The 19,552-nt window shown below is 63.0% G+C and carries 19 protein-coding genes; 14 read left to right on the forward strand and 5 right to left on the reverse strand.

Features of this window, described 5'->3' with window-relative positions; genetic code table 11:
- Positions 1 to 25 precede the first annotated feature (25 nt).
- A complete protein-coding gene (locus tag AC3WWH_RS26615; RefSeq protein ID WP_058322436.1) occupies positions 26 to 631 on the forward strand; it encodes a histidine phosphatase family protein in 606 nt (201 codons plus the stop codon).
- A gap of 66 nt (positions 632 to 697) precedes the next feature.
- Here AC3WWH_RS26615 and AC3WWH_RS26620 read toward each other — a convergent pair whose 3' ends face one another.
- Entirely contained in the window at positions 698 to 1,621 is a 924-nt protein-coding gene (locus AC3WWH_RS26620) for a bifunctional helix-turn-helix transcriptional regulator/GNAT family N-acetyltransferase (RefSeq protein WP_058322411.1), read from the reverse strand.
- A gap of 351 nt (positions 1,622 to 1,972) precedes the next feature.
- Here AC3WWH_RS26620 and AC3WWH_RS26625 point away from each other — a divergent pair, with 351 nt between their 5' ends.
- Entirely contained in the window at positions 1,973 to 3,709 is a 1,737-nt protein-coding gene (locus tag AC3WWH_RS26625) for an adenylate/guanylate cyclase domain-containing protein (RefSeq protein WP_058322412.1), read from the forward strand.
- Positions 3,710 to 3,922: 213 nt separating this feature from the next.
- Here the strand turns inward: AC3WWH_RS26625 and AC3WWH_RS26630 are convergent, their stop codons facing one another.
- Positions 3,923 to 4,576: a hydrolase gene (locus AC3WWH_RS26630; RefSeq protein WP_058322413.1), complete on the reverse strand. Its 654-nt coding sequence runs from the start codon at positions 4,574 to 4,576 to the stop codon at positions 3,923 to 3,925.
- Positions 4,577 to 4,731: 155 nt separating this feature from the next.
- Here AC3WWH_RS26630 and AC3WWH_RS26635 point away from each other — a divergent pair, with 155 nt between their 5' ends.
- On the forward strand, positions 4,732 to 5,625 hold the full coding sequence (locus AC3WWH_RS26635; RefSeq protein ID WP_057254416.1) for a LysR family transcriptional regulator: 894 nt from the start codon (positions 4,732 to 4,734) through the stop codon (positions 5,623 to 5,625).
- Positions 5,626 to 5,947: 322 nt separating this feature from the next.
- On the opposite strand, the gene AC3WWH_RS26640 is transcribed toward AC3WWH_RS26635, so the two are convergent.
- The gene (locus tag AC3WWH_RS26640) at positions 5,948 to 6,859 is read right to left on the reverse strand and encodes a LysR family transcriptional regulator (protein ID WP_058322437.1); all 912 of its coding nucleotides are present in this window, start codon (positions 6,857 to 6,859) and stop codon (positions 5,948 to 5,950) included.
- Positions 6,860 to 7,169: 310 nt separating this feature from the next.
- Between AC3WWH_RS26640 and AC3WWH_RS26645 the strand changes: the two genes are divergently transcribed.
- Positions 7,170 to 8,612 (forward strand): MFS transporter, encoded by a 1,443-nt coding sequence (locus AC3WWH_RS26645; RefSeq protein WP_113399108.1) that lies wholly within the window; start codon positions 7,170 to 7,172, stop codon positions 8,610 to 8,612.
- 77 nt (positions 8,613 to 8,689) lie between these two features.
- On the opposite strand, the gene AC3WWH_RS26650 is transcribed toward AC3WWH_RS26645, so the two are convergent.
- Entirely contained in the window at positions 8,690 to 9,064 is a 375-nt protein-coding gene (locus AC3WWH_RS26650; RefSeq protein WP_058322414.1) for a DUF4180 domain-containing protein, read from the reverse strand.
- Between the two features lie 390 nt (positions 9,065 to 9,454).
- On the opposite strand from AC3WWH_RS26650, the gene napE reads away from it, so the two are divergent.
- From napE to AC3WWH_RS26695, 9 genes are all read left to right on the forward strand, one after another.
- Positions 9,455 to 9,643: a periplasmic nitrate reductase, NapE protein gene (gene napE / locus AC3WWH_RS26655; RefSeq protein WP_058322415.1), complete on the forward strand. Its 189-nt coding sequence runs from the start codon at positions 9,455 to 9,457 to the stop codon at positions 9,641 to 9,643.
- 8 nt (positions 9,644 to 9,651) lie between these two features.
- A complete protein-coding gene (gene napF, locus AC3WWH_RS26660; RefSeq protein ID WP_058322416.1) occupies positions 9,652 to 10,152 on the forward strand; it encodes a ferredoxin-type protein NapF in 501 nt (166 codons plus the stop codon).
- Positions 10,145 to 10,429 carry a chaperone NapD gene (locus tag AC3WWH_RS26665; protein WP_058322417.1) on the forward strand — a complete coding sequence of 95 codons (285 nt, stop codon included), beginning with the start codon at positions 10,145 to 10,147 and terminating at the stop codon, positions 10,427 to 10,429. Before napF ends, AC3WWH_RS26665 begins: the two co-directional genes overlap by 8 nt.
- Complete coding sequence (napA, locus tag AC3WWH_RS26670) at positions 10,426 to 12,933, forward strand: periplasmic nitrate reductase subunit alpha (RefSeq protein ID WP_058322418.1); 2,508 nt, start codon at positions 10,426 to 10,428, stop codon at positions 12,931 to 12,933. Before AC3WWH_RS26665 ends, napA begins: the two co-directional genes overlap by 4 nt.
- A 110-nt stretch (positions 12,934 to 13,043) precedes the next feature.
- A complete protein-coding gene (locus AC3WWH_RS26675; RefSeq protein WP_058322419.1) occupies positions 13,044 to 13,499 on the forward strand; it encodes a nitrate reductase cytochrome c-type subunit in 456 nt (151 codons plus the stop codon).
- 4 nt (positions 13,500 to 13,503) lie between these two features.
- On the forward strand, positions 13,504 to 14,202 hold the full coding sequence (locus AC3WWH_RS26680) for a NapC/NirT family cytochrome c (RefSeq protein WP_162752569.1): 699 nt from the start codon (positions 13,504 to 13,506) through the stop codon (positions 14,200 to 14,202).
- A gap of 525 nt (positions 14,203 to 14,727) precedes the next feature.
- The gene (locus AC3WWH_RS26685) at positions 14,728 to 15,150 is read left to right on the forward strand and encodes a YciI family protein (RefSeq protein ID WP_058322421.1); all 423 of its coding nucleotides are present in this window, start codon (positions 14,728 to 14,730) and stop codon (positions 15,148 to 15,150) included.
- A gap of 474 nt (positions 15,151 to 15,624) precedes the next feature.
- The gene (locus tag AC3WWH_RS26690) at positions 15,625 to 16,473 is read left to right on the forward strand and encodes a hypothetical protein (protein ID WP_058322422.1); all 849 of its coding nucleotides are present in this window, start codon (positions 15,625 to 15,627) and stop codon (positions 16,471 to 16,473) included.
- Between the two features lie 162 nt (positions 16,474 to 16,635).
- A complete protein-coding gene (locus AC3WWH_RS26695; protein ID WP_058322423.1) occupies positions 16,636 to 18,075 on the forward strand; it encodes a DUF1254 domain-containing protein in 1,440 nt (479 codons plus the stop codon).
- A gap of 80 nt (positions 18,076 to 18,155) precedes the next feature.
- On the opposite strand, the gene AC3WWH_RS26700 is transcribed toward AC3WWH_RS26695, so the two are convergent.
- On the reverse strand, positions 18,156 to 18,512 hold the full coding sequence (locus AC3WWH_RS26700; protein ID WP_057253833.1) for an antibiotic biosynthesis monooxygenase: 357 nt from the start codon (positions 18,510 to 18,512) through the stop codon (positions 18,156 to 18,158).
- 125 nt (positions 18,513 to 18,637) lie between these two features.
- Between AC3WWH_RS26700 and AC3WWH_RS26705 the strand changes: the two genes are divergently transcribed.
- Positions 18,638 to 19,525: a LysR family transcriptional regulator gene (locus AC3WWH_RS26705; RefSeq protein ID WP_058322424.1), complete on the forward strand. Its 888-nt coding sequence runs from the start codon at positions 18,638 to 18,640 to the stop codon at positions 19,523 to 19,525.
- The last annotated feature ends 27 nt before the right edge of the window (positions 19,526 to 19,552 follow it).

Raw genomic sequence — 19,552 nt, forward strand, 5'->3', positions numbered from 1 at the left:
CCTTTCAAAGTCGGCTGTGCCGACCGTGATCTACCTTCTGCGCCACGGCGAGACCGTCTGGAACACCCTTGGCCGCTTCCAGGGGCAGCAGGATTCGCCACTAACCGGACGCGGGCTTGAGCAGGCGGATTTCGTTGCGCGGCTGCTATTGGAGGAAATGACGGACGATCCGCATACTGTCGAGCTGCACGTCAGTCCCCTCGGCAGAACACGGGAAACAGCAGAGCGGGTGCAGCGCGTGCTGCCGCTGGCGCGTCGCGAGGACGCACGCCTGATGGAGGTTTCCGTCGGTTCCTGGGACGGTCTGACGATGTTCGAGATCGACAACGAGTTTCCGGGCGTGCTCGACGGTTCCGACGCCTTCGACTGGTACTTTCGATCGCCGGATGGAGAGAGCTTCGACGCAGCCTGCGCCCGGGCAAAGAGCTGGCTCGCCGATATCAAGGGGCCGACGGTCGCGATATCCCACGGGCTCTTTGGCCGGTTGCTGCGCGGCGTCTATGCCGGCCTCTCGCGGCGGGAAATGCTGGAACTGCCGGTTCCGCAGAACGGATTCTACCGCCTCTGTGACGGGACGTTCAGCCTCGTCAGCGGCTCGTCGGTGCGTGCCCCGTCACTGCAAACGCAGTAAACGGGTGCGCCCGGCGGGACGACATACCTTCGGCCTTCTGTCGCGTGCAAGGCGCCTACAAGATCCTCACAGATCGCGTGCCCACGTCTGGCCGGTAAGATCCTTGCCGAAGCTGTGATGCTGCTCTTCCTCGATCAGCGCGAAACCGGCCTTCTCATAGATGTGGCGGGCAGCGTCGAGGCCGGCATTGGTCCACAGCACCATGCGCGTGTAGCCCTGAAGGCGGGCGTGGCGCATGCATTCCTCGACCAGGCGGCGGCCGATGCCGAGGCCCCGCGCGCTCGGCTCGACATAGAGAAGCCGGAGCTTTGCCGTCGTTGCGTCGTGCCGGACGAGAAACACCGAGCCGACCACCTTGCCATCCTTTTCAGCGATCCAGCACCGGTCCGAAGCGGGGTCGTAGTCGCGCATGTATTTGACGATGATTTCCGCGACCAGGGCCTCGAACTCGGTGCTCCAGCCGTATTCCTGCGCATAGAGCGCGCCCTGGCGATGGATGATCCAGCCCATGTCGCCCGGTTGCGGATCGCGCAGGATATAGCCTGGCGTCCGCTCGTCCCGCAGCAGGCTCTTGATCTCGCCCATCGCGGCGACCAGTTGCCGCTGTTCCGGCACCGAGAGCTTTTCCAGCATGGCGACGACTTCGCGCTGGGAGGCATCCTCCAGCGGCTGGAACGTCGCGCGCCCCGCTTCCGTCAGTTCCAGCTGTGCGACCCGGCCATCGGCGGGCGAGCGTGTCTTTTCGACCAGTCCCTTCTTCTCGAAGCCGGCGATGACCCGGCTCAGATAGCCGGCATCGAGGCCGAGCTCTCGGCAGAGGTCGGTTGCCGTCAGCGCCGGCCGGTGCGCCAGTTCATAGAGAATGCGAACCTCCGTCAGCGAGAAGGCGCTGGCGAGCAGGTGCTCGTGCAGCAGGCCGATCAGGCGGGTATAAAACCGGTTGAAGCGCCGCACCGTCAGGGCGCGTTCGTCGACTTGCTGCGGCGACATGGCGATGCCTTCATAAATTTGCCTTGAGCATATAATTAGTTGCTTTAGGCAATTAATGTCAAGCGGAGACAGCACCGTAGGCCCCACGGCTCGACGACCTGAACGGGAATCTGCTCTGACCCAGGCTTGCTTGGCGAGCAGCTTACGAGAAGCCTCGACCGCTTGGTTCGCCACTCCATGCCGCAATCGAATGATGCGCAGCGCTGGGTTGCTTCCGGATACTTGCTCCCTCTTGATTTGGTGAGTGCTAATTTAGGTAGGCGATCGCGTCGCCGTACGATAGTATTCTGCGGTGATCTCCTTGGTCCGGAAGCCCGGAACGGGCCGCTTTTCAAAGTGTTTGGCAAGCCCATGGAGCAGAGACTCGCCGCAGTGCTGGCGGCCGACATGGCCGGCTACAGTCGGTTGATGGAGGCCGACGAAGCGGGCACGCTTGCGCGGCTCAGAACCCACCGCATCGAGCTCATCGATCCGGCGATCGCCAAGAACAAGGGCCGGCTGATCAAGACCACCGGCGACGGAATGCTGGTCGAGTTCCAGAGCGTGACAGATGCGGTCAAATGCGCGGTCGAGATCCAGCAGCGCATGAAGCGGCGCAACAGCGATGTGCCCGAGGACCGGCGGATCGAATTCCGCATCGGCATCAATCTCGGCGACATCATCTTCGAGGACGACGACATCTTCGGTGACGGTGTGAACATCGCCGCGCGCATCGAGCAACTGGCCGATGTCGGCGGCATCTGCGTGACCGCCGCGGTGGCGACACAGGTGGCCGACCGCCTCGAACTGCCGATCGAAGACCTTGGCGAGAAGATACTGAAGAACATCAGCCGCCCCGTGCATCTCTATCGCATCGGGCCCGAAGGCGTGATCCTGCCGGCGTCGCCGGACGAGGCCGATGCGAAAAGGGCCGTCTGCAAGCCGACGATCGTGGTGCTGCCGTTCGACAACATGAGCGGCGACCCGGATCAGGAGTTCTTCGCCGATGGCCTGACCGAAGACATCATCACTGCGCTGTCGCGCCGCCATGAGCTCTTCGTCATCTCGCGCAATTCGAGCTTCGTCTACAAGAACCAGCCGGTCAACGCGCGCGAGGTGGCCGCACGGCTCGGGGCGCAATACCTGGTGGAAGGCAGCGTTCGCAAGATCGGCGAGAGGGTGCGCGTCACCGTCCAGCTCATCGACGCGCTCAACGACGCCCATATCTGGGCCGACAAATACGACCGGCAGCTGGACGACATCTTCGCCATTCAGGACGAGGTGACGGCGGCGATCGCCGCCACCTTGCCGGGCCGCGTCGAGGCCGCCCAGCGCGACCAGCTCTCCCGCACGAAGCCGGCCAACATGGCGGCCTATGAATGCGCGCTCGCCGCCAAGGTGCTGCACCATCGCAGCACCGTCGCCGACAACAGCCAAGCCCAATCGCTGATCGACCGGGCGGTGGCACTCGACCCCGGCTATGCCCATGCCCATGCCTGGCGGGCCTGCATCCTCGGGCAGGCCTGGGTCTACGGATGGTGCGCCGACAAGGACGCGACCTGGGTGGAGGTCAATGCCGAACTGGAACGGGCGCTGGCGCTCGACGACAACGACGCCGACGTGCACCGCATCCTTGCGGCCGTCAACGTCAACAACAACGAGCTGACGATGGCGCGCTATCACCAGGAGCGTGCGCTCTTCCTCAACCCCAATTACGACCTCGTCGTGGTGCAGCAGGGCGAGCTTCTGACCTGGCTCGGGCGGCCGGAAGAGGGGGTGGAATGGATCCTGAAGGCGATGCGGCTCAACCCGCATCACCCCGAACGCTTCTGGAGCCACCTCGGCAAGGCCCATTTCGCCGCCCGCCAATATGGCGAGGCGATCGAGGCCTTCATGCATCTTACGAGCATGGACGAGACGCAACACGCCTTCGTCGCCGCCTGCCACGGCTGGCTCGGCGACAACATTGCGGCGAACGCGCATATGGAGAAGGTTCGGACGCTGGCGCCGACGTTTGGGATCGAGACGTTTCTTTCGACGCTGCATTATGCGCAGGAGAGCGATGCGCAGCATTTGCGTGAGGGGTTGGTGAAGGCGGGGGCGGGTTGAGCTGTCTCGACGCCAGGCGACGGGCCATTGCGCGATGACGGTCGCCCTGGTGGCGCCCGGAAAAACGACTGTAGCTCGCCACGATTTTCTGGAATTTTGACCGCCAAAGCCGGAAAAACTGCAATTCCAGTTAGCGACGCTGGTCGCGTTTCTAGCGACCAGCTCCAGTTTCAGAGGCTGCTCAAATGGGCAGCCTTGAGAATTCGCCACGTATCAGCCTGCGTTGCTCGGTATCGGCGTGTTGAGCAGTTGTTGCTCCCACAGGAACGCGATGCCGCTACCAGCGGCATGATGCTTGAGCACGTCCGTCAGCTCGGCGGCATGCTGGGTGCGGGCCCAGTCGCGCTGCCATTCGGCCGCCAGCGCCAGCCAGGTCATCATGTTCGCACCGGCCGCGATCATCCGTTGGATAGCGACCTCGTGGGCCTCGACCGAAGTCCCTCCCGAAGCGTCGGTGATGACCGTCACGTCCCAGCCTTCGCCGAGGGCCTGGATCACCGGCATCGCGACGCAGATCTCGGTCCACAGGCCGGCGATGATCAACTGCTTGCGGCCCGTCGCCTTGACCGCATCCACCACCTTCCGGTCCTCCCAGGTGTTGATGAACGTCCGGTCGATCACTTCCTGGCCCGGGAACACATCGGTGATTTGCGGGAAGATGAGACCGCCACGCTCAGCGATCACGCTGGTCAGGATGGTCGGTACGCCGAAGGCCTTGGCGGCCTTCGCCAGAGCCGTCGAATTGTTGACCACCATCTGCGGATCGTGGCTGTTTAGGTTTGCGAGCTGGTAGGGCTGATGGTCAATCAGAACGAGTACGGAATCCTCCGGGCGAAGAAGCGAAGCAAGGCCGTTACGAAAGGTCATGAATACATCCTCTGCTGCCGTTTCGTGTGAGGTCGGCTTACCGGCAGACATGCGCTGACAGCGGCGCTGCCTACGAAACGGACACTGCCATTCCCATTTTTGATACGGTAGCCTTCGTTTGTGCCAAGCTGTGTCGCGAAATGGGGAACGCCAAAGTGGATATCGAAGATCTGCGGACATTCGTGGAAGTGGCTGATGCTGGGGGCGTTTCGCCCGCCGCGCGGCGGCTGGGCGTCTCCAAGTCAATGGTCAGCCGGCGGCTCGTCCGACTTGAAGCGGAACTTGGCGTGCAACTTCTTGCACGAACAACCCGCGGCGCAGCTCTCACAGAAGCCGGGATCACGTTTCGGGACCATGCAGCCAGAGTCTGTGCCGAGATCGACATGGCAAGGGAAACGATCCTACCCGCCGGTGACCTTTGCGGCCGCTTGAGAGTTGCTGTGCCGCTTTCTTTCGGCCCGACCCACTTCGCGCCCGTACTCGCGCAAATGGCGCAACGCCACCCGCAGCTCCATATCCATGCCGCCTACAGTGATCGCTTCGTCGATCTCATCGCGGAGGGCTTTGATTGCGCGATCCGGGTTGGGTATCTCCAGGACTCTAACCTGGTCGCAAGACGCGTCGGGCCGATCTACGGGAAGTTGGTCGCGAGCCCGGACTATGTCAAAACGCATGGTTCCCCCGAGACGCTGGAGGAACTCGTCGCCCATCAGGCCCTCATGCAAGGAACGGAGGGCTGGCAATTTATGGATGGCGACAAGATCATTACGGTTTATCCGCGGGGGCGCTTCAAGGCCGACAACGCCCTAGCTCTCGCCGCCGCTGCATTGACAGGACTCGGCATCGCGTGGCTCCCCGATGGCGTCACCCATGAATATATAGCCTCCGGCGCGCTGGTTCCGGTCATGACACGCCATCCGCCACCTCCGGCAGGTGTATATGTTATCCGTCCGCCGGGGCAGCATCCCGCAAGGAAGGTACGTGTCCTCACCGAAATGCTGATCGAGTGTTTCGAACAAACTCCGGACCCTGCGGGCGTCGGTCTCTAAGACACGAACGGTGCGCAGCCCCGGCCGATCTCAATCGATGTCAGGATGCGGGGATGATCGGTCGTGGCGAATGTCCACGTTGGTTTGGGGGCACTACGGCGCCGCGTTTTTTATCAGACGCCCAAAGGTCGTTGTAGCGCTTTGATTTGCTGCACGTCTTTGTCCTTAGATCGAGGTCGATTTAAGGAGACATGCAGTAGGGATAGCGCGGGATCTTCCGCTGACGATTCATCATCGCTGGCTCGACCTATTCCGCATCCGTTAGTCTGACGTGACCTAATTCCTCGAACATGCAAGTGACACGTCCATTGGTCAGGTGAGATCAGCCGCGGATCCCTCCAGCTCCATCGCCACACACCTCCCGCACACACAACCTTAACCACCGGTGCGCCGGATCCGCGTCGAGGCGGGGGTGCCAGATCAGCGAGATGGTGATCTCCGAGAGGGTGACCGGCAGGGGGAAGGTGAAGAGGTTTTCGCGCAGCGTTCCGGTGTAGCGTTCGGGGACGCTGGCGATGAGGTCGGTGGCGCGGGCGAGCGCTAAGGCCTCGGAGAAGCTGCCGACGGAGGCGGCGATGTCGCGTTTGAGGCCGAGGGGGTGAAGGGCGGCGTCGATCGGGCCGGTGTCGTTGCCGCGGCGGGAGACGTGGACGTGGCGGCCTCCAGCGTAGCGGGCGGGGGTGATCTCGCCGCTCGAAAACGGATGGCCTGATCGGACCACGCCGACGAAGCGGTCGTGGAAGAGGGCCTGTGCCCGAAGCTCCGGGCCAGTCGCTTCCCCAATCACGCCGGTTTCGAGGTCGACGCTGCCTTCGCGCAACGGGCTGCTTTCCCGGTCGAGTTTCTGCACGAAGCGAAGGCGCACGCGGGGGGCTTGCCTGGCTACGCGGGCAATCAGCGCCGGGCCGAAATTCTCGACGAAACCCTCGCGGTTCCTGAGCGTGAAGGTGCGGGTAAGCGTCTTCAGGTCCAGGCTTTCGGCGGGGCGGAGGCAGGCTTCGGCTGCTTCGACCAGGGTGCCGACATGGGCGCCAAGCTCCAGCGCCCGCGGCGTGGGCACGAGGCCACGGCCGGCGCGCACCAGCAGCGGATCGCCGGTTGCCTCTCGCAGCCGGGCCAGCGCCCGGCTCATGGCGGATGGGCTGAGCTGCAGGCGCCTGGCGGCGCGGGCGACGCTGCCTTCCGAAAGCAGCACATCGAGGGTCACGAGCAGGTTGAGGTCGGGTCTGGTCATGGCCTTCCATAGCATGAGTTCGACCATGATGTGGCGTCAAACGCACGAATGAAGTGCAAATGCTGCGCCTTCCGCCCTATGTGGCAGGAGATTAGGTTCTCGGGGAACCGAATTTGGAGGGTTTCCCGATGATCCTATGCCGGCTAACGCCCGTGGCCCTTGGCCGTTTCCTGATGTCCCTGATGTTCCGGTCCGATCGCATGAGATCGCCGCACAAGCAGAGTCACGAAATCGCTCTAACTCTTTATTTTCAAGGGGTTTCTTGCGCGAGAACTGCGCGTCGCGAAGCCATGTGCGCGGGACGTGGCTGATGACCTCGACAGACACCACCATGCCCCCGACCGCTCTAGCGCCTTCCGTTCGCTGGGTGCTCGCCAGCCTTTCACTTTCCATGTTGCTTTCCTCGCTCGGCACCAGCAGCGCCAATGTCGCGCTGCCGGCGCTGGCGGACGCGTTCGGCGTGTCGTTTCAGGCGGTGCAGTGGGTGGTGCTTGCCTATCTGCTGGCAATCACCACGCTGATCGTCAGCGTCGGACGGCTTGGCGATATCGTCGGCCGCAGGCGGCTGCTCGTTGCCGGTATTGCGCTCTTTACCACGGCCTCGGTCGTTTGCGGCCTCACGCCAAGCTTTGCGCTGCTGATCGCGGCGCGGGCGGTGCAGGGCATTGGTGCCGCGATCATGATGGCGTTGACCATGGCCTTTGTCGGCGAGACGGTGCCGAAGGCGAGGACCGGCAGCGCCATGGGCCTGCTCGGCACCATGTCGGCGGTCGGCACCGCACTCGGGCCGTCGCTTGGCGGTGCGCTGGTGGCCGGCCCGGGCTGGCGGGCGATCTTCCTCGTCAACGTGCCGCTTGGTCTCGTGGCGCTGTTTCTCGTCCGTCGGCATCTGCCCTCCGACCGCAAGACTGAGGGCAGGCAGCGCCCGCGCTTCGATGTGCCGGGCACGCTGTTGCTGGCGTTTTCGCTCGGCGCCTATGCGCTGGCGATGACGCTGGGGCGCGGCAGTTTCGACGTGTTCAATGTCGTGCTGCTTTCGGCCGCGGCTCTCGGGCTTGGGCTCTTCCTGCTCGTCGAAACGAAGGTCGCCTCGCCGCTCGTTCGGCCGGCGATGTTTCGCGACCCCGCTTTAAGCGTCGGGCTTTCGACCAACGTGCTGGTCTCGACCGTGATGATGGCGACGCTGGTGGTCGGGCCGTTCTATCTCTCGCGCGGGCTCGGGCTCGATGCGGCGACGGTCGGGCTCGTCATTTCGGTCGGGCCGGTCATCTCGGCCTTCGGCGGCGTGGCCGCCGGCCGGATCGTCGATCGGCTGGGGGCGCGATCGGTGGTGACGGCCGGTCTCGTGGCAATGGTTGCGGGGTGTGCTGCTCTTGCGCTGCTGCCGGGTCTCCTTGGCGTCGTCGGCTATATCGCGGCGATCGCGATGCTGACGCCCGGCTACCAGCTCTTCCAGGCGGCCAACAACACGGCCGTCATGGCCGACGTCGGCCCGGACAAGCGCGGCGTCGTTTCCGGCCTGCTCAACCTCTCGCGCAATCTCGGGCTCGTCACCGGTGCATCGGTCATGGGCGCGGTCTTCGCCTCAGCCGTGGCCGCAAGCGATATCGCCAAAGCCGCGCCGGACGCGGTCGCGGGTGGCATGCGGGTGACCTTTGTGGTTGCGGCTGTGCTGACGGTGATTGCGCTGGCGATCGCGGCCGGGAGCAGGGTGTTTGCGGGAGGGCGCGTGCGCTCCCGCAATGCTCGCTGACAGGCGGATAGCCGGATGCAGAAGCCGATGGTTTGGTCGCGCCAAACCATCGTGCTCGTTCTTTGCCGGCCTGAGGGTCAGGCGACCGGCGCGCTTGCAAGCCTGGCGCTGAGCGTCTCGAAATCCGGCACGAACCAGATCGCGTTGCCCTTGTTCGTCTCGCGCACGAAATCGGTCAGCGCCTTGCTGCCTTCGAGCTTGGCCCTGATATCGCCGACGATGGCGAGCCGCATGCGGTAGTTGACGAATTTCTGGAACACGTCGCCGGCAATACGGGTCGAAAGATCGAGGAAATCGGCCCCAAGCCGTTCCACAGGGATCGCCACCAGAGTGGCCTCATGCGCCCAGGCGTCGCCGAGAAAATCATTGGCGTCGCCCGGCACCTTGAGGAGGGGGCCATCATTTGCGCATTTCAGCACGCGCGCGGTTCCGATTTCGAGAAGCTGTGTCATGCGTTCGGGATAGGGGATAAAGCCCTGGGTTGCAAGAGTGGTCGTGTCAGGCGCTGCGGCCGAGCCAGCGCCGCGCGTTCACCGTCCGTGAAATTCGCCCGACATTTGCGCTGTTTGACTGGCTCGGGCGATCGGTCCTGAATCGATGTATTCTTTTAAACATAACGAATCTCGTAAAATTGTTTGTTCTTCGCGAGTTATTTCGGCGCGCGATCCGAGAGTTTCGGACGATTTTCCCGTTGGAATCCTGTTGTTTTGACCCAGATCAATGACCCGCTCAGTTCGCTATCTATTCTGCAACAGGATACATTCTTGTCATCTGCCGGTTACGGGATTGATTTTTATTTCGGGTGGCGCATCTTACCTTAGATTGTGTTGGGGGACGCAGAAATGCCAGAACTCGTTCAGCCACAGCCGATCGAAAGGCCGCCACGCTCGCGGCGTGCGGAGCTTCTCACCTTCCTGGTGCTCGCCTTCGGCATCTGGCCGATCGTCGCCGTCGGCGTCGTCGGCGGCTATGGCTTCCTCGTCTGGATGCTGCAGATCATCTTTGGCCCGCCGGGCCCGCCCGGGCATTGAGGCCGGCTATGGGCGCAGAACCTCTTTCCCGCCGTGAACTCTTTACCGGCCGCGCCGCCGCAAAGCCGGTCCGCATCCGGCCGCCCGGTGTTTCGGAGGCAAGCCTTGCGGCCTGCACCGGCTGCGGCGCCTGCGGGGAACGATGTCCCACCGGCATAATCCGTCTCGCAGACGGTCTCCCCTTCGTCGACTTTTCGCGCGGCGAATGCACCTTTTGCGGCGCCTGCGAGGAAGCCTGTCCTCAGCCGGTGTTCGAGGCAAAGGACGTGCGGCGCTTCCCCCATGTCGCCGTCATCACCGACACGTGCCTGGCGCGCCGCAACGTCGCCTGCCAGTCCTGCGGCGAAAGCTGTCCCGAGCAGGCCATTCGCTTTCGCCCGCGCATTGGCGGGCCGTTCCTGCCTGAGATCAACGAGGCCAAATGCACCGGCTGCGGCGCCTGCCTCTCGGGCTGCCCGGTCAGCGCCATCGCGGTCAAGGCAATGGAAGCGGAGGTGGCTCATGTCTGAGGCCGCAACGGCAAAGGCGGGCACGCCCTATCACATTTCGAGCGCCGTGGTCGCCACGATGCCTGCCAGCACCGAGAGCATCCTTCAGACGCTGCAGGGAATGGAAAACGTCGAAATCCACGGCCATGGCGGCGGCAAGATCGTCATCGTCATCGAAGGCAGAAGCACGGGCCAGCTCGGCGAGTGCCTGACGAAGATCTCGCTGCTTGATGGGGTGATCTCGGCCAACATGGTTTTCGAGCATGTCGAAATGGAAGAGGAAAGGCAGGAGCCATGAGCGGACAACTGACGCGGCGTGACATTCTGAAAGCCCACGCAGCCGGCATCGCCGCCGCCACGGCCGGCATAGCGCTGCCTGCCGCCGCACAGCCGGTGCCCGGCGGTGTCAACGCGCTGGAGATCAAATGGTCCAAGGCGCCGTGCCGCTTCTGCGGCACGGGCTGCGGCGTGATGGTGGGCGTGAAGGAGGGCCAGGTCGTCGCCACCCACGGCGACATGCAGGCGGAGGTCAACCGCGGCCTCAACTGCATCAAGGGCTATTTCCTCTCCAAGATCATGTATGGCAACGACCGGCTGACGACGCCGCTCCTGCGCAAGCGCGGCGGCGCCTACGCCAAGGACGGCGAGTTCGAGCCGGTGAGCTGGGACGAGGCCTTCAACGTCATGGCCGAGCAGGCGAAGAAGGTGCTGAAGGAGAAGGGGCCGACGGCGGTCGGCATGTTCGGCTCCGGCCAGTGGACGATCTTCGAGGGCTATGCCGCGACGAAGCTGATGCGGGCGGGCTTCCGCTCCAACAACCTCGACCCCAATGCCCGCCACTGCATGGCGTCTGCCGCCGTCGCCTTCATGCGCACTTTCGGCATGGACGAGCCGATGGGCTGCTACGACGATTTCGAGAACGCCGATGCCTTCGTGCTCTGGGGCTCGAACATGGCGGAGATGCACCCGATTCTCTGGACGCGCGTCGCCGATCGCCGCCTCGGCCAGCCGCATGTGCGGGTCGCGGTGCTTTCGACCTTCACCCATCGCAGCATGGACCTGGCCGACATCCCGATCGTCTTCAAGCCAGGCACGGATCTGGCGATCCTCAACTATATCGCCAACCACATCATCGAGACTGGCCGCGTCAACGAGGACTTCGTCAGCAAGCACACCAAGTTTGCCCGCGGCGTCACCGACATTGGCTATGGCCTGAGGCCCGACAATCCGGTCGAGGTCAATGCCGCCAACTCCAAGGACCCGGGCAAGACCGAGCCGATGGATTTCGAGGCGTTCAAGGAATTCGTTTCGGAATACACGCTGGAAAAGACCGTCGAACTGACCGGCGTCGAGCCGGAATTCCTGAAGCAGCTTGCCGAGCTCTATGCCGACCCCAGCCGCAAGGTCATGTCGCTCTGGACCATGGGCTTCAACCAGCATGTGCGCGGCGTCTGGGCCAACCAGATGGTCTATAACCTGCACCTTCTGACCGGCAAGATCTCCGAGCCCGGCAACAGCCCGTTCTCGCTGACCGGCCAGCCTTCGGCCTGCGGCACGGCGCGCGAGGTCGGCACCTTCGCGCACCGCCTGCCGGCGGACATGGTGGTGACCAATCCCGAGCACCGCAAGCATGCGGAGGAGATCTGGCGCATCCCGCACGGCATCATCCCGGAAAAGCCCGGCTATCACGCCGTGCAGCAGGACCGGATGCTGAAGGACGGCAAGCTCAACTTCTACTGGGTGCAGGTCAACAACAACGTCCAGGCGGGACCCAACACCGCCAACGAGACCTGGCAGGGCTATCGCAACCCGGACAATTTCATCGTCGTTTCCGATGCCTATCCGACGATCACCGCGATGAGCGCCGACCTGATCCTGCCCGCCGCCATGTGGGTGGAGAAGGAAGGGGCCTACGGTAATGCCGAGCGGCGCACCCATGTCTGGCACCAGCTCGTCCAGGCCCCCGGCGAGGCGCGCTCGGATCTCTGGCAGTTGGTGGAATTCTCCAAGCGCTTCATCACGGACGAGGTGTGGCCGAAGGAGATCCTCGACGCCAGCCCCGAATATCGCGGCAAGACGCTGTTCGAAGTCCTGTTCAAGAACGGCGAAGTCGACCGCTTCCCGATCACCGACGTCAGCGCCGAGTACGACAACAACGAGGCCAAGGACTTCGGCTTCTACATCCAGAAGGGCCTGTTCGAGGAATATGCCACCTTCGGCCGCGGCCACGGCCATGACCTGGCGCCCTATGACACCTATCATGAGGTCAGGGGCTTACGCTGGCCTGTCGTCAACGGCCAGGAGACGAAGTGGCGCTACCGCGAGGGCTTCGACCCTTACGTGAAGGCGGGCGAGGGCGTGAAATTTTATGGCAACAAGGACGGCAAGGCGATCATTCTCGCCGTGCCCTACGAGCCGCCGGCCGAATCCCCCGACGAGGAATACGACACCTGGCTGGTGACCGGCCGGGTGCTCGAACACTGGCACTCGGGCTCGATGACCATGCGGGTGCCGGAGCTTTACAAGGCGTTTCCGGGTGCACGCGTCTTCATGAATGCCGAGGACGCGCGCAAGCGCGGCATCAACCAGGGCATGGAAGTGCGCATCGTCTCGCGGCGCGGCGAAATCCGCTCGCGCGTCGATATCCGCGGCCGCAACCGCATGCCGCCTGGCGTCATCTTCGTTCCCTGGTTCGACGCGAGCCAGCTCATCAACAAGGTCACTCTCGACGCCACCGATCCCATCTCCAAACAGACGGATTTCAAAAAATGCGCGGTCAAGATCGTTCCCGTCACCCTCTAGGGTTTTTTCGGCTGAAGCGGATTTGCGGAAACGTCCTGTCTCTTTGTTTCGGGGCAGTTCCTCAGGCAAGACCGCTTCGCACCTTTGCTGGCCCGAAGCGGCCCGTCTGGATGGCGATGGCCGCGGGGCTGATGGTGTTCGTCACCACCGCCGCCGTGGCTCAAGTTGCGGAAAAGCTGGTGCCGCAGCTCGAAGGCCCGACGCCGCAGATGGCGACCGAAGCGGCGGCGCCGCTGCCGAAATGGGTGGTCGACGACAAGCGCAAGATGCGCGCCTATCCCGACCAGCCGCCGGTCATCCCGCATTCGATCGAGGGCTACGAACTTTCGGTCAATGCCAACCGCTGCCTTTCCTGCCACAAGCGCGAATTCACCCAGGATTCGGGCGCGCCGATGATCAGCGTCACCCATTACATGACGCGCGACGGGCAGATGATCGCCGACGTTTCGCCGCGGCGCTATTTCTGCACGGCCTGCCATGTGCCGCAGGCTGACACCAGCCCGCTGGTGCCGAGCAATTTCAAGGACATGAGCGAGTTGGGCTTCAAGCCGGCCGGAAGCGAGTGACATCATGATCGCATGGATCAGGAAACTTATCCTCTGGGCCTGGCACATCATGGCGACGCCGGCCGGCACGCTGGGCTTGGGCTTCCTCACGCTCGGCGGCTTCATCGGCGGCGTCATGTTCTGGGGCGCCTTCAACACCGCGCTGGAACTCACCAACACCGAGAAGTTCTGCACCTCCTGTCACGAGATGCACGACAACGTCTACCAGGAGCTGACGCGCACCATCCACTTCTCCAACCGCTCCGGCGTGCGCGCCACCTGTCCGGATTGCCACGTGCCGCACCAGTGGACCGACAAGATCGCCCGCAAGATGCAGGCGTCGAAGGAGGTCTGGGGCAAGATCTTCGGCACCATCAACACAAGGTCGAAGTTCCTCGAAAAACGGCTGGAGCTGGCCCAGCACGAATGGGCGCGCATGAAGGCCAATGACAGCCTGGAATGCCGCAACTGCCATTCCTCCGTCGCCATGGACCTGCAGAAGCAGACGCAGCGGGCGGCCGAGATCCACACCCGCTATCTGCTTTCCGGCAAGGCCACCTGCATCGATTGCCACAAGGGCATCGCGCATGAGCTGCCCAACATGGAAGGCATCGATCCCGGCTGGAAGATGCCGCCGGAGCTGGAAGGCAAGAAGATGGCCAACCAGACGCCGATCGACGACCTGCGGCAGGCGCTGGCGGAGCTGCATCTGCAGGTGCAGTAGGGTGCGGCGGGGGCTGGAGTAGGGCTACTGGCGGCGCCGGAATTTTTTGCGCCAACTCGGATCTCCTTCATTCCTGTGCTTGTCACAGGAATCCAGCCGCGCCGCGTCCGCGGCGCGAGAAATCCTCCGAATGTCGAGCGTCCGCAGCCCTGCATCTCGAGCCGTGCCGACGCACGGCGGCTGGATCTCTGTGACGAGCACAGAGATGAGGGTGGAGGGTGCTGCGACTGCCGAGCCTTCGGAGCCTACGAGGACGGGCAGCAATGGACTGGCTGGCCTTGGCTTTCCGTTCGCCTCCCTCCACACCATCATTTTCCTGAAAAAATTCGCCACCGATGTCGGCACCGTCGTTTCCCGTTCGTCATTTAGCCAGGGAGGCCCATTCGGCTTCCTCCAACGGAGCGGGATAGGAAAAAAGTCCGTGCGGGTCTTTCGCCTGCAACCCGCTCTCACTACTTGGGTTTCACCGCGCCGATACCCCAGGGGTCGCAACGACCGGGACGGCGTGACAGAGGAGATTGGACAATGCGCGTAGTGGTTTTTGTAAAGGCGACCGAGGACAGCGAAGCGGGCAAGATGCCGACGACCGAGCTTCTCGAAGCCATGGGCAAGTACAATGAGGAACTGGTCAATGCCGGCATCATGCAGGCGGGCGAAGGCTTGCATCCTTCCACCAAGGGCGCCCGCGTCGCCTTCGACGGGCCCAATCGACTGGTCATCGACGGTCCCTTCGCCGAGACCAAGGAACTGGTCGCCGGCTTCTGGATCTGGACCGTCAAGGACATGGACGAGGCGATCGCCTGGGTCAAGCGCTGCCCGAACCCGATGCCGGGCCCGAGCGAAATCGAAATTCGCCCGGTCTTCGAGATGGAGGATTTCGGCGACGCGGTGACGCCGGAGATCGCCGCGCAGGACGAGCGCCTGCGCGAGAAGATCGCCAAGCAGTAGGGACGTCACTCTGCTGACGGTTAAGGGTGGGCTTGCCCCTCTCCTCGGGTTTAACCCGAGGACTAACCCTCTCCCCGCCAAGCGGGGAGAGGGGACGAGTCCGGTTTGCGGCGTTTTCGAACGCGGCCGCAGTCAGGGTCAAACGGGGTTTAGTCGGGGGCAAACCAATTAGCCCGGAGTGAAACTGTGGCGCTTGTTGTCGAGGCGAGCGGGCGCCACGCGTGCCCTTCTCCCCGCGCGCCGGGAGAAGGTGGCCGGCAGGCCGGATGAGGGGCAAGCCCTCACCGGGCGGATGAGGGGCAGCCGCAAGTGTTGGGCGGTGAGCGGGAAGAAAGCAGCCCGCATGCCGGATGAGCGGCTACCACAGTGTCCGAACCGTGTCGCCGTTAGCGGTCCGCTCCGTCGGTTTCCCGTAGAGATTGTATTAACCATATTTGCTTACCTATTCTCAGGGGTTTCAACCGGAGTGGGGCAATGGTCAGGGCGAGCGGTTTCGTCATTTTTCTTTTATCAAGTGTTCAGTTCGCGGCCGCTGCCGATATCGACGGTCCGCTGGTCGGGACGCAGGACGCCTATGAAGTGCCGGTGGAGCAAGCATCCGGCGGCATCGTCGGCTATATCGAGGGCTCCTATGGCGCCGGCGTCGATACACCCGGTGATATCGATACGGATGCATGGGACCTGCGCGGCGCCGTGAACTTCGATGCCGGTGCCGGCCTGAACCTGCAGGTCGATCTCGGCTACACGCGCGCGTCCTATGAAGACGTCGATACCAACAGCTATGACGGTGCGCTGCACGGCTACTACCGCAACGATCTCTATGCGGCAGGCGTCTTTGTGCAAGGCGCACGCCTCGACCCGGGCATTGGCGTCGACCTCAACGATTACATGGGTGGCCTTGAAGCGGCCTATTTCCTCGATACCTGGACGCTGCATGGCGCGGTCGGCTACGGCCAGGCGAGCGTGGAAGACTTCGACGACATCGACGCCGATCATTATATGGGCTCGCTCGGTGCCCGCATTTACGCGACCGACAACCTGCGCTTCGACGTCGACGGTTCGCTTCATCGCATGAGCGAAAACGACCTGGATTACGATCTGCGCAGCCTGAAGCTGACGGCCAACTACCGGCTGGACGCTTTCCCGGTCACGCTCTTTGCCGGCTACAAATACACCAACGAGGAGCTGTCGGGGCTGAGCGCCTCGGTCTCCGGTGACACCAGCACCATCTTCGGGGGCCTGCGCTTCTCCTACGGTTCCGCGACGCTTAAGGAAGAAGAGCGCCTCGGCCCGGTCTGGTCCAGCAACCGCCTGTCGTTCTGATCGGCTGCTTGGCAGTCGCATCTCGTGCTGCCCCGCGAGTCGGGGCAGCTGATCGCAGCAAATGCCGCTAGCTCGCGTGAAATTCACACGGATACAATGCCTAGTAGTATTATTTAGCGTGTGCTAACCTTCCCGCGCCATGAGGGCAAGAGGGAGGCGAACATGGAAATGACACGTCGTGCCGTCGCTTTGGGAGGCGCTGGTCTGCTCGCAACGGTTTCAACTTTACCCGCGAATGCTCTGGAATCTCCGCTTATCGATCCGGTCGAGGCGGCTGACGAATTCTGGTTGGCGGTGGAAGCCTATATCTATGGCTATCCGCTGGTGACGACGGAAATGACCCGTCGGGTCGTCACCAATGTGGCGCAGCCTGAGGGCAGCAAGGGGCCGATGGGCCACATCATCAAGCTGCGCGAATATCCGAACGCTTCCTTCAAGGATGTGACCGCGCCGAACGCCGATACGCTTTATACGACGGCCTTCGTCGACGTGGGCAAGGAGCCCTGGGTATTGTCGATCCCGGACATGAAGGATCGCTACTTCCTGTTTCCGATGCTCGACGGCTGGACGACGGTGTTTCAGGTGCCGGGCAAGCGGACGACCGGCGACGGGGCGCAGTCCTATGCGATCACCGGGCCCGGCTGGCAGGGCACCATTCCCGATGGCGTGACCGAATACAGGTCGGCAACGAGCATCGTCTGGATCCTGGGCCGCATCTATTGCGACGGCTCGCCCGAGGACTATGCGGCGGTTCACGCGCTGCAGGATCAGTGCAAGCTTTCGCCGCTCAGCGCCTACGGCAAGGACTGGACGCCGCCGGCGGGCAAGATCGACCCGACCATCGACATGAAGACGGCGGTGCGCGAACAGGTCAGCCGCATGGACGCGGTCGAGTACTTCACATTGCTCTGCGAACTGATGAAGACCAATCCGCCGACGGCTGCGGATGCGGAAGCGATCGCCAAGTTCGCCGAAATCGGCATCGTGCCCGGCAAGGATTTCGACAAGAGCAAGCTGGATGCCGCTTTCATCTCGCGCATTCCCGCCATGGCGTTCCATCGCATCATGCTGCATTTCAAGTTCAGCGATGGCGACGTCCAGGACATCAATGGCTGGGGCTTTACCACCAAGACCGGTATCTACGGCACGGGCTATCTGCAGCGTGCACTGATCACGGCGATCGGTCTCGGCGCCAATCGTCCGCAGGATGCGATCTATCCGACGTCGCTGAAATCCAAGGACGGCCTCTTCTCTCGCGCCTACCACGGCGCGAACAAGTACGTCATCACCTTCGCGAAGGGGCAATTGCCGCCGGTGCGCGGTTTCTGGTCGATCACCATGTATGACGAGGACTACTTCTTCGTCGACAATCCGATCAATCGCTATTCGATCAGCGCACGCGTCAGCCCCAAGGCCAATGCCGACGGGTCGACGGAGATCTACATCCAGAACGAAACGCCCGGAGCTGACAAGGAGAACAACTGGCTGCCCGCGCCGAAGGGCAAGTTCATCCTGATGATGCGGCTCTACTGGCCCGACGACAGCCCGCCCTCCATTCTCGACGGCTCCTGGGTCATCCCGCCGGTGAAGAAGGCGGGATGATAGAGGCGCTATAGCACTTTGAATTGCTGCATGTTTTTGTCCTTTAACCGGGTACGGCTAAGGGAAACATGCAGCAGCGATCAGGCCACGGATACGCGCTTCGGCAGGACGAGATCGCCGACCGAGTAGGTGTGAAACTCGCTCCGGGAGACCTCGTCCAGCTTCCGGAACTTCTCCACGAACACCGGGTCGGAGAAGAACTCACCGACATTTCCGGTTCCCTGGATTGCCTCGACATTGACGACCGTCTGTCCGTCCGTGCTCTTCGCCAAAGTGCTCCACAGGAACCCTTCCTTCCGTTCGGCGACGTAGTGCACGACGTCCTGGATGATCGCGAAGGCTTCCTCCTGCTTGCCGGGGTGAGCGTGGATGACGTTGACGACAAAGGTCGTCGGAGCGGGGGAAGCTGAGAAAGTGGGGGTAAGGCTCGTATTCATGGGGCTCTCCATTTGAACGTCGCAGCGCATCGACCGCGACGACATCTGGATATCGACGGAGAAATAGCGGATAAACGAGCGGGTATTCTCATCACTTCGGAAATTAATTCCGCAATCGGCAGACGATGGACAAGCTCGGAACGCTCAGCATTTTCATTCAGGTCGCAGAGGCAGGCAGCTTCGTGGCCGCCGGCCATCGGCTCGGCCTTTCGGGTTCTGCGGTCGGCAAGGCCATCGCGCGGCTCGAAGACGAGATGGGCGTGCGTCTCTTCAATCGGTCGACGAGAAGCATGGCGCTGACCGAGGACGGGAGCTTCTTTCTCGACACCTGTCGCCGCATCCAATCCGAATTCGAGGCAGCCCAGGCGCAGCTGTCGCGGTCGCACGCGACGCCGCGCGGGCAGCTTCGTGTCAGCCTGCCTTTGGCCGGCATGCTCCTGATCCCGACCATATCGGATTTCATGCGAGCCTACCCATTGATCAACCTCGACCTCGATTTCACCGATCGGCTGGTCGACGTCATCGAGGAGGGCTTCGATGCCGTCATCCGAACAGGAGAGGTCAAGGATACGCGCCTCATGAGCCGCAAGCTCGGGACGTTCCGGCACAGGATCGTCGCGGCGCCGGAGTATCTCGCCGCGCACGGTCGGCCGAAGGTGCCGGAAGACCTGCTCGGGCATCGCTGCCTCCATCACCGGTACGCGAACTCCGGCCGCCTCGAACCCTGGCCGCTCTTTCGTGACGGGCACGAGGTCAAGCTCGATCTACCCGTGACCACGGTTGCGAGCACACTCGAGCCCTTGATCTTCCTGGCGGAGCGATCCTTCGGCATCACCTGTCTGCCGCCGTTCGCCGTGTCGTCGGAACTGGCGGAAGGCAAGCTGGTATCGCTGCTGGAGGATTGCCTTCGCGAAACGGGCACATTCCGCGTGCTGTGGCCGACCAATCGATATCTCTCGCCAAAGGTCCGTGCCTTCGTCGACTTCATGGCCGCGAACCTGTTTGCCGAGTAACGGCCGGGCCGTACGGCAGGCGCCTTG

The organism is Ensifer sp. EB106-03-01-XG145, assembly GCF_058792075.1.

What these genes read in the sequence shown, in the direction of transcription:
- AC3WWH_RS26620 (WP_058322411.1), bottom strand. Translation starts at nt 1,621, where the DNA reads ATGTCGCCGCAGCAAGTCGACGAACGCGCCCTGACGGTGCGGCGCTTC.
- AC3WWH_RS26625 (WP_058322412.1), top strand. Translation starts at nt 1,973, where the DNA reads ATGGAGCAGAGACTCGCCGCAGTGCTGGCGGCCGACATGGCCGGCTAC.
- AC3WWH_RS26630 (WP_058322413.1), bottom strand. Translation starts at nt 4,576, where the DNA reads ATGACCTTTCGTAACGGCCTTGCTTCGCTTCTTCGCCCGGAGGATTCC.
- AC3WWH_RS26640 (WP_058322437.1), bottom strand. Translation starts at nt 6,859, where the DNA reads ATGACCAGACCCGACCTCAACCTGCTCGTGACCCTCGATGTGCTGCTT.
- AC3WWH_RS26645 (WP_113399108.1), top strand. Translation starts at nt 7,170, where the DNA reads ATGACCTCGACAGACACCACCATGCCCCCGACCGCTCTAGCGCCTTCC.
- AC3WWH_RS26650 (WP_058322414.1), bottom strand. Translation starts at nt 9,064, where the DNA reads ATGACACAGCTTCTCGAAATCGGAACCGCGCGCGTGCTGAAATGCGCA.
- napE (WP_058322415.1), top strand. Translation starts at nt 9,455, where the DNA reads ATGCCAGAACTCGTTCAGCCACAGCCGATCGAAAGGCCGCCACGCTCG.
- napF (WP_058322416.1), top strand. Translation starts at nt 9,652, where the DNA reads ATGGGCGCAGAACCTCTTTCCCGCCGTGAACTCTTTACCGGCCGCGCC.
- AC3WWH_RS26665 (WP_058322417.1), top strand. Translation starts at nt 10,145, where the DNA reads ATGTCTGAGGCCGCAACGGCAAAGGCGGGCACGCCCTATCACATTTCG.
- napA (WP_058322418.1), top strand. Translation starts at nt 10,426, where the DNA reads ATGAGCGGACAACTGACGCGGCGTGACATTCTGAAAGCCCACGCAGCC.
- AC3WWH_RS26675 (WP_058322419.1), top strand. Translation starts at nt 13,044, where the DNA reads ATGGCGATGGCCGCGGGGCTGATGGTGTTCGTCACCACCGCCGCCGTG.
- AC3WWH_RS26680 (WP_162752569.1), top strand. Translation starts at nt 13,504, where the DNA reads ATGATCGCATGGATCAGGAAACTTATCCTCTGGGCCTGGCACATCATG.
- AC3WWH_RS26685 (WP_058322421.1), top strand. Translation starts at nt 14,728, where the DNA reads ATGCGCGTAGTGGTTTTTGTAAAGGCGACCGAGGACAGCGAAGCGGGC.
- AC3WWH_RS26690 (WP_058322422.1), top strand. Translation starts at nt 15,625, where the DNA reads ATGGTCAGGGCGAGCGGTTTCGTCATTTTTCTTTTATCAAGTGTTCAG.
- AC3WWH_RS26695 (WP_058322423.1), top strand. Translation starts at nt 16,636, where the DNA reads ATGGAAATGACACGTCGTGCCGTCGCTTTGGGAGGCGCTGGTCTGCTC.
- AC3WWH_RS26700 (WP_057253833.1), bottom strand. Translation starts at nt 18,512, where the DNA reads ATGAATACGAGCCTTACCCCCACTTTCTCAGCTTCCCCCGCTCCGACG.
- AC3WWH_RS26705 (WP_058322424.1), top strand. Translation starts at nt 18,638, where the DNA reads ATGGACAAGCTCGGAACGCTCAGCATTTTCATTCAGGTCGCAGAGGCA.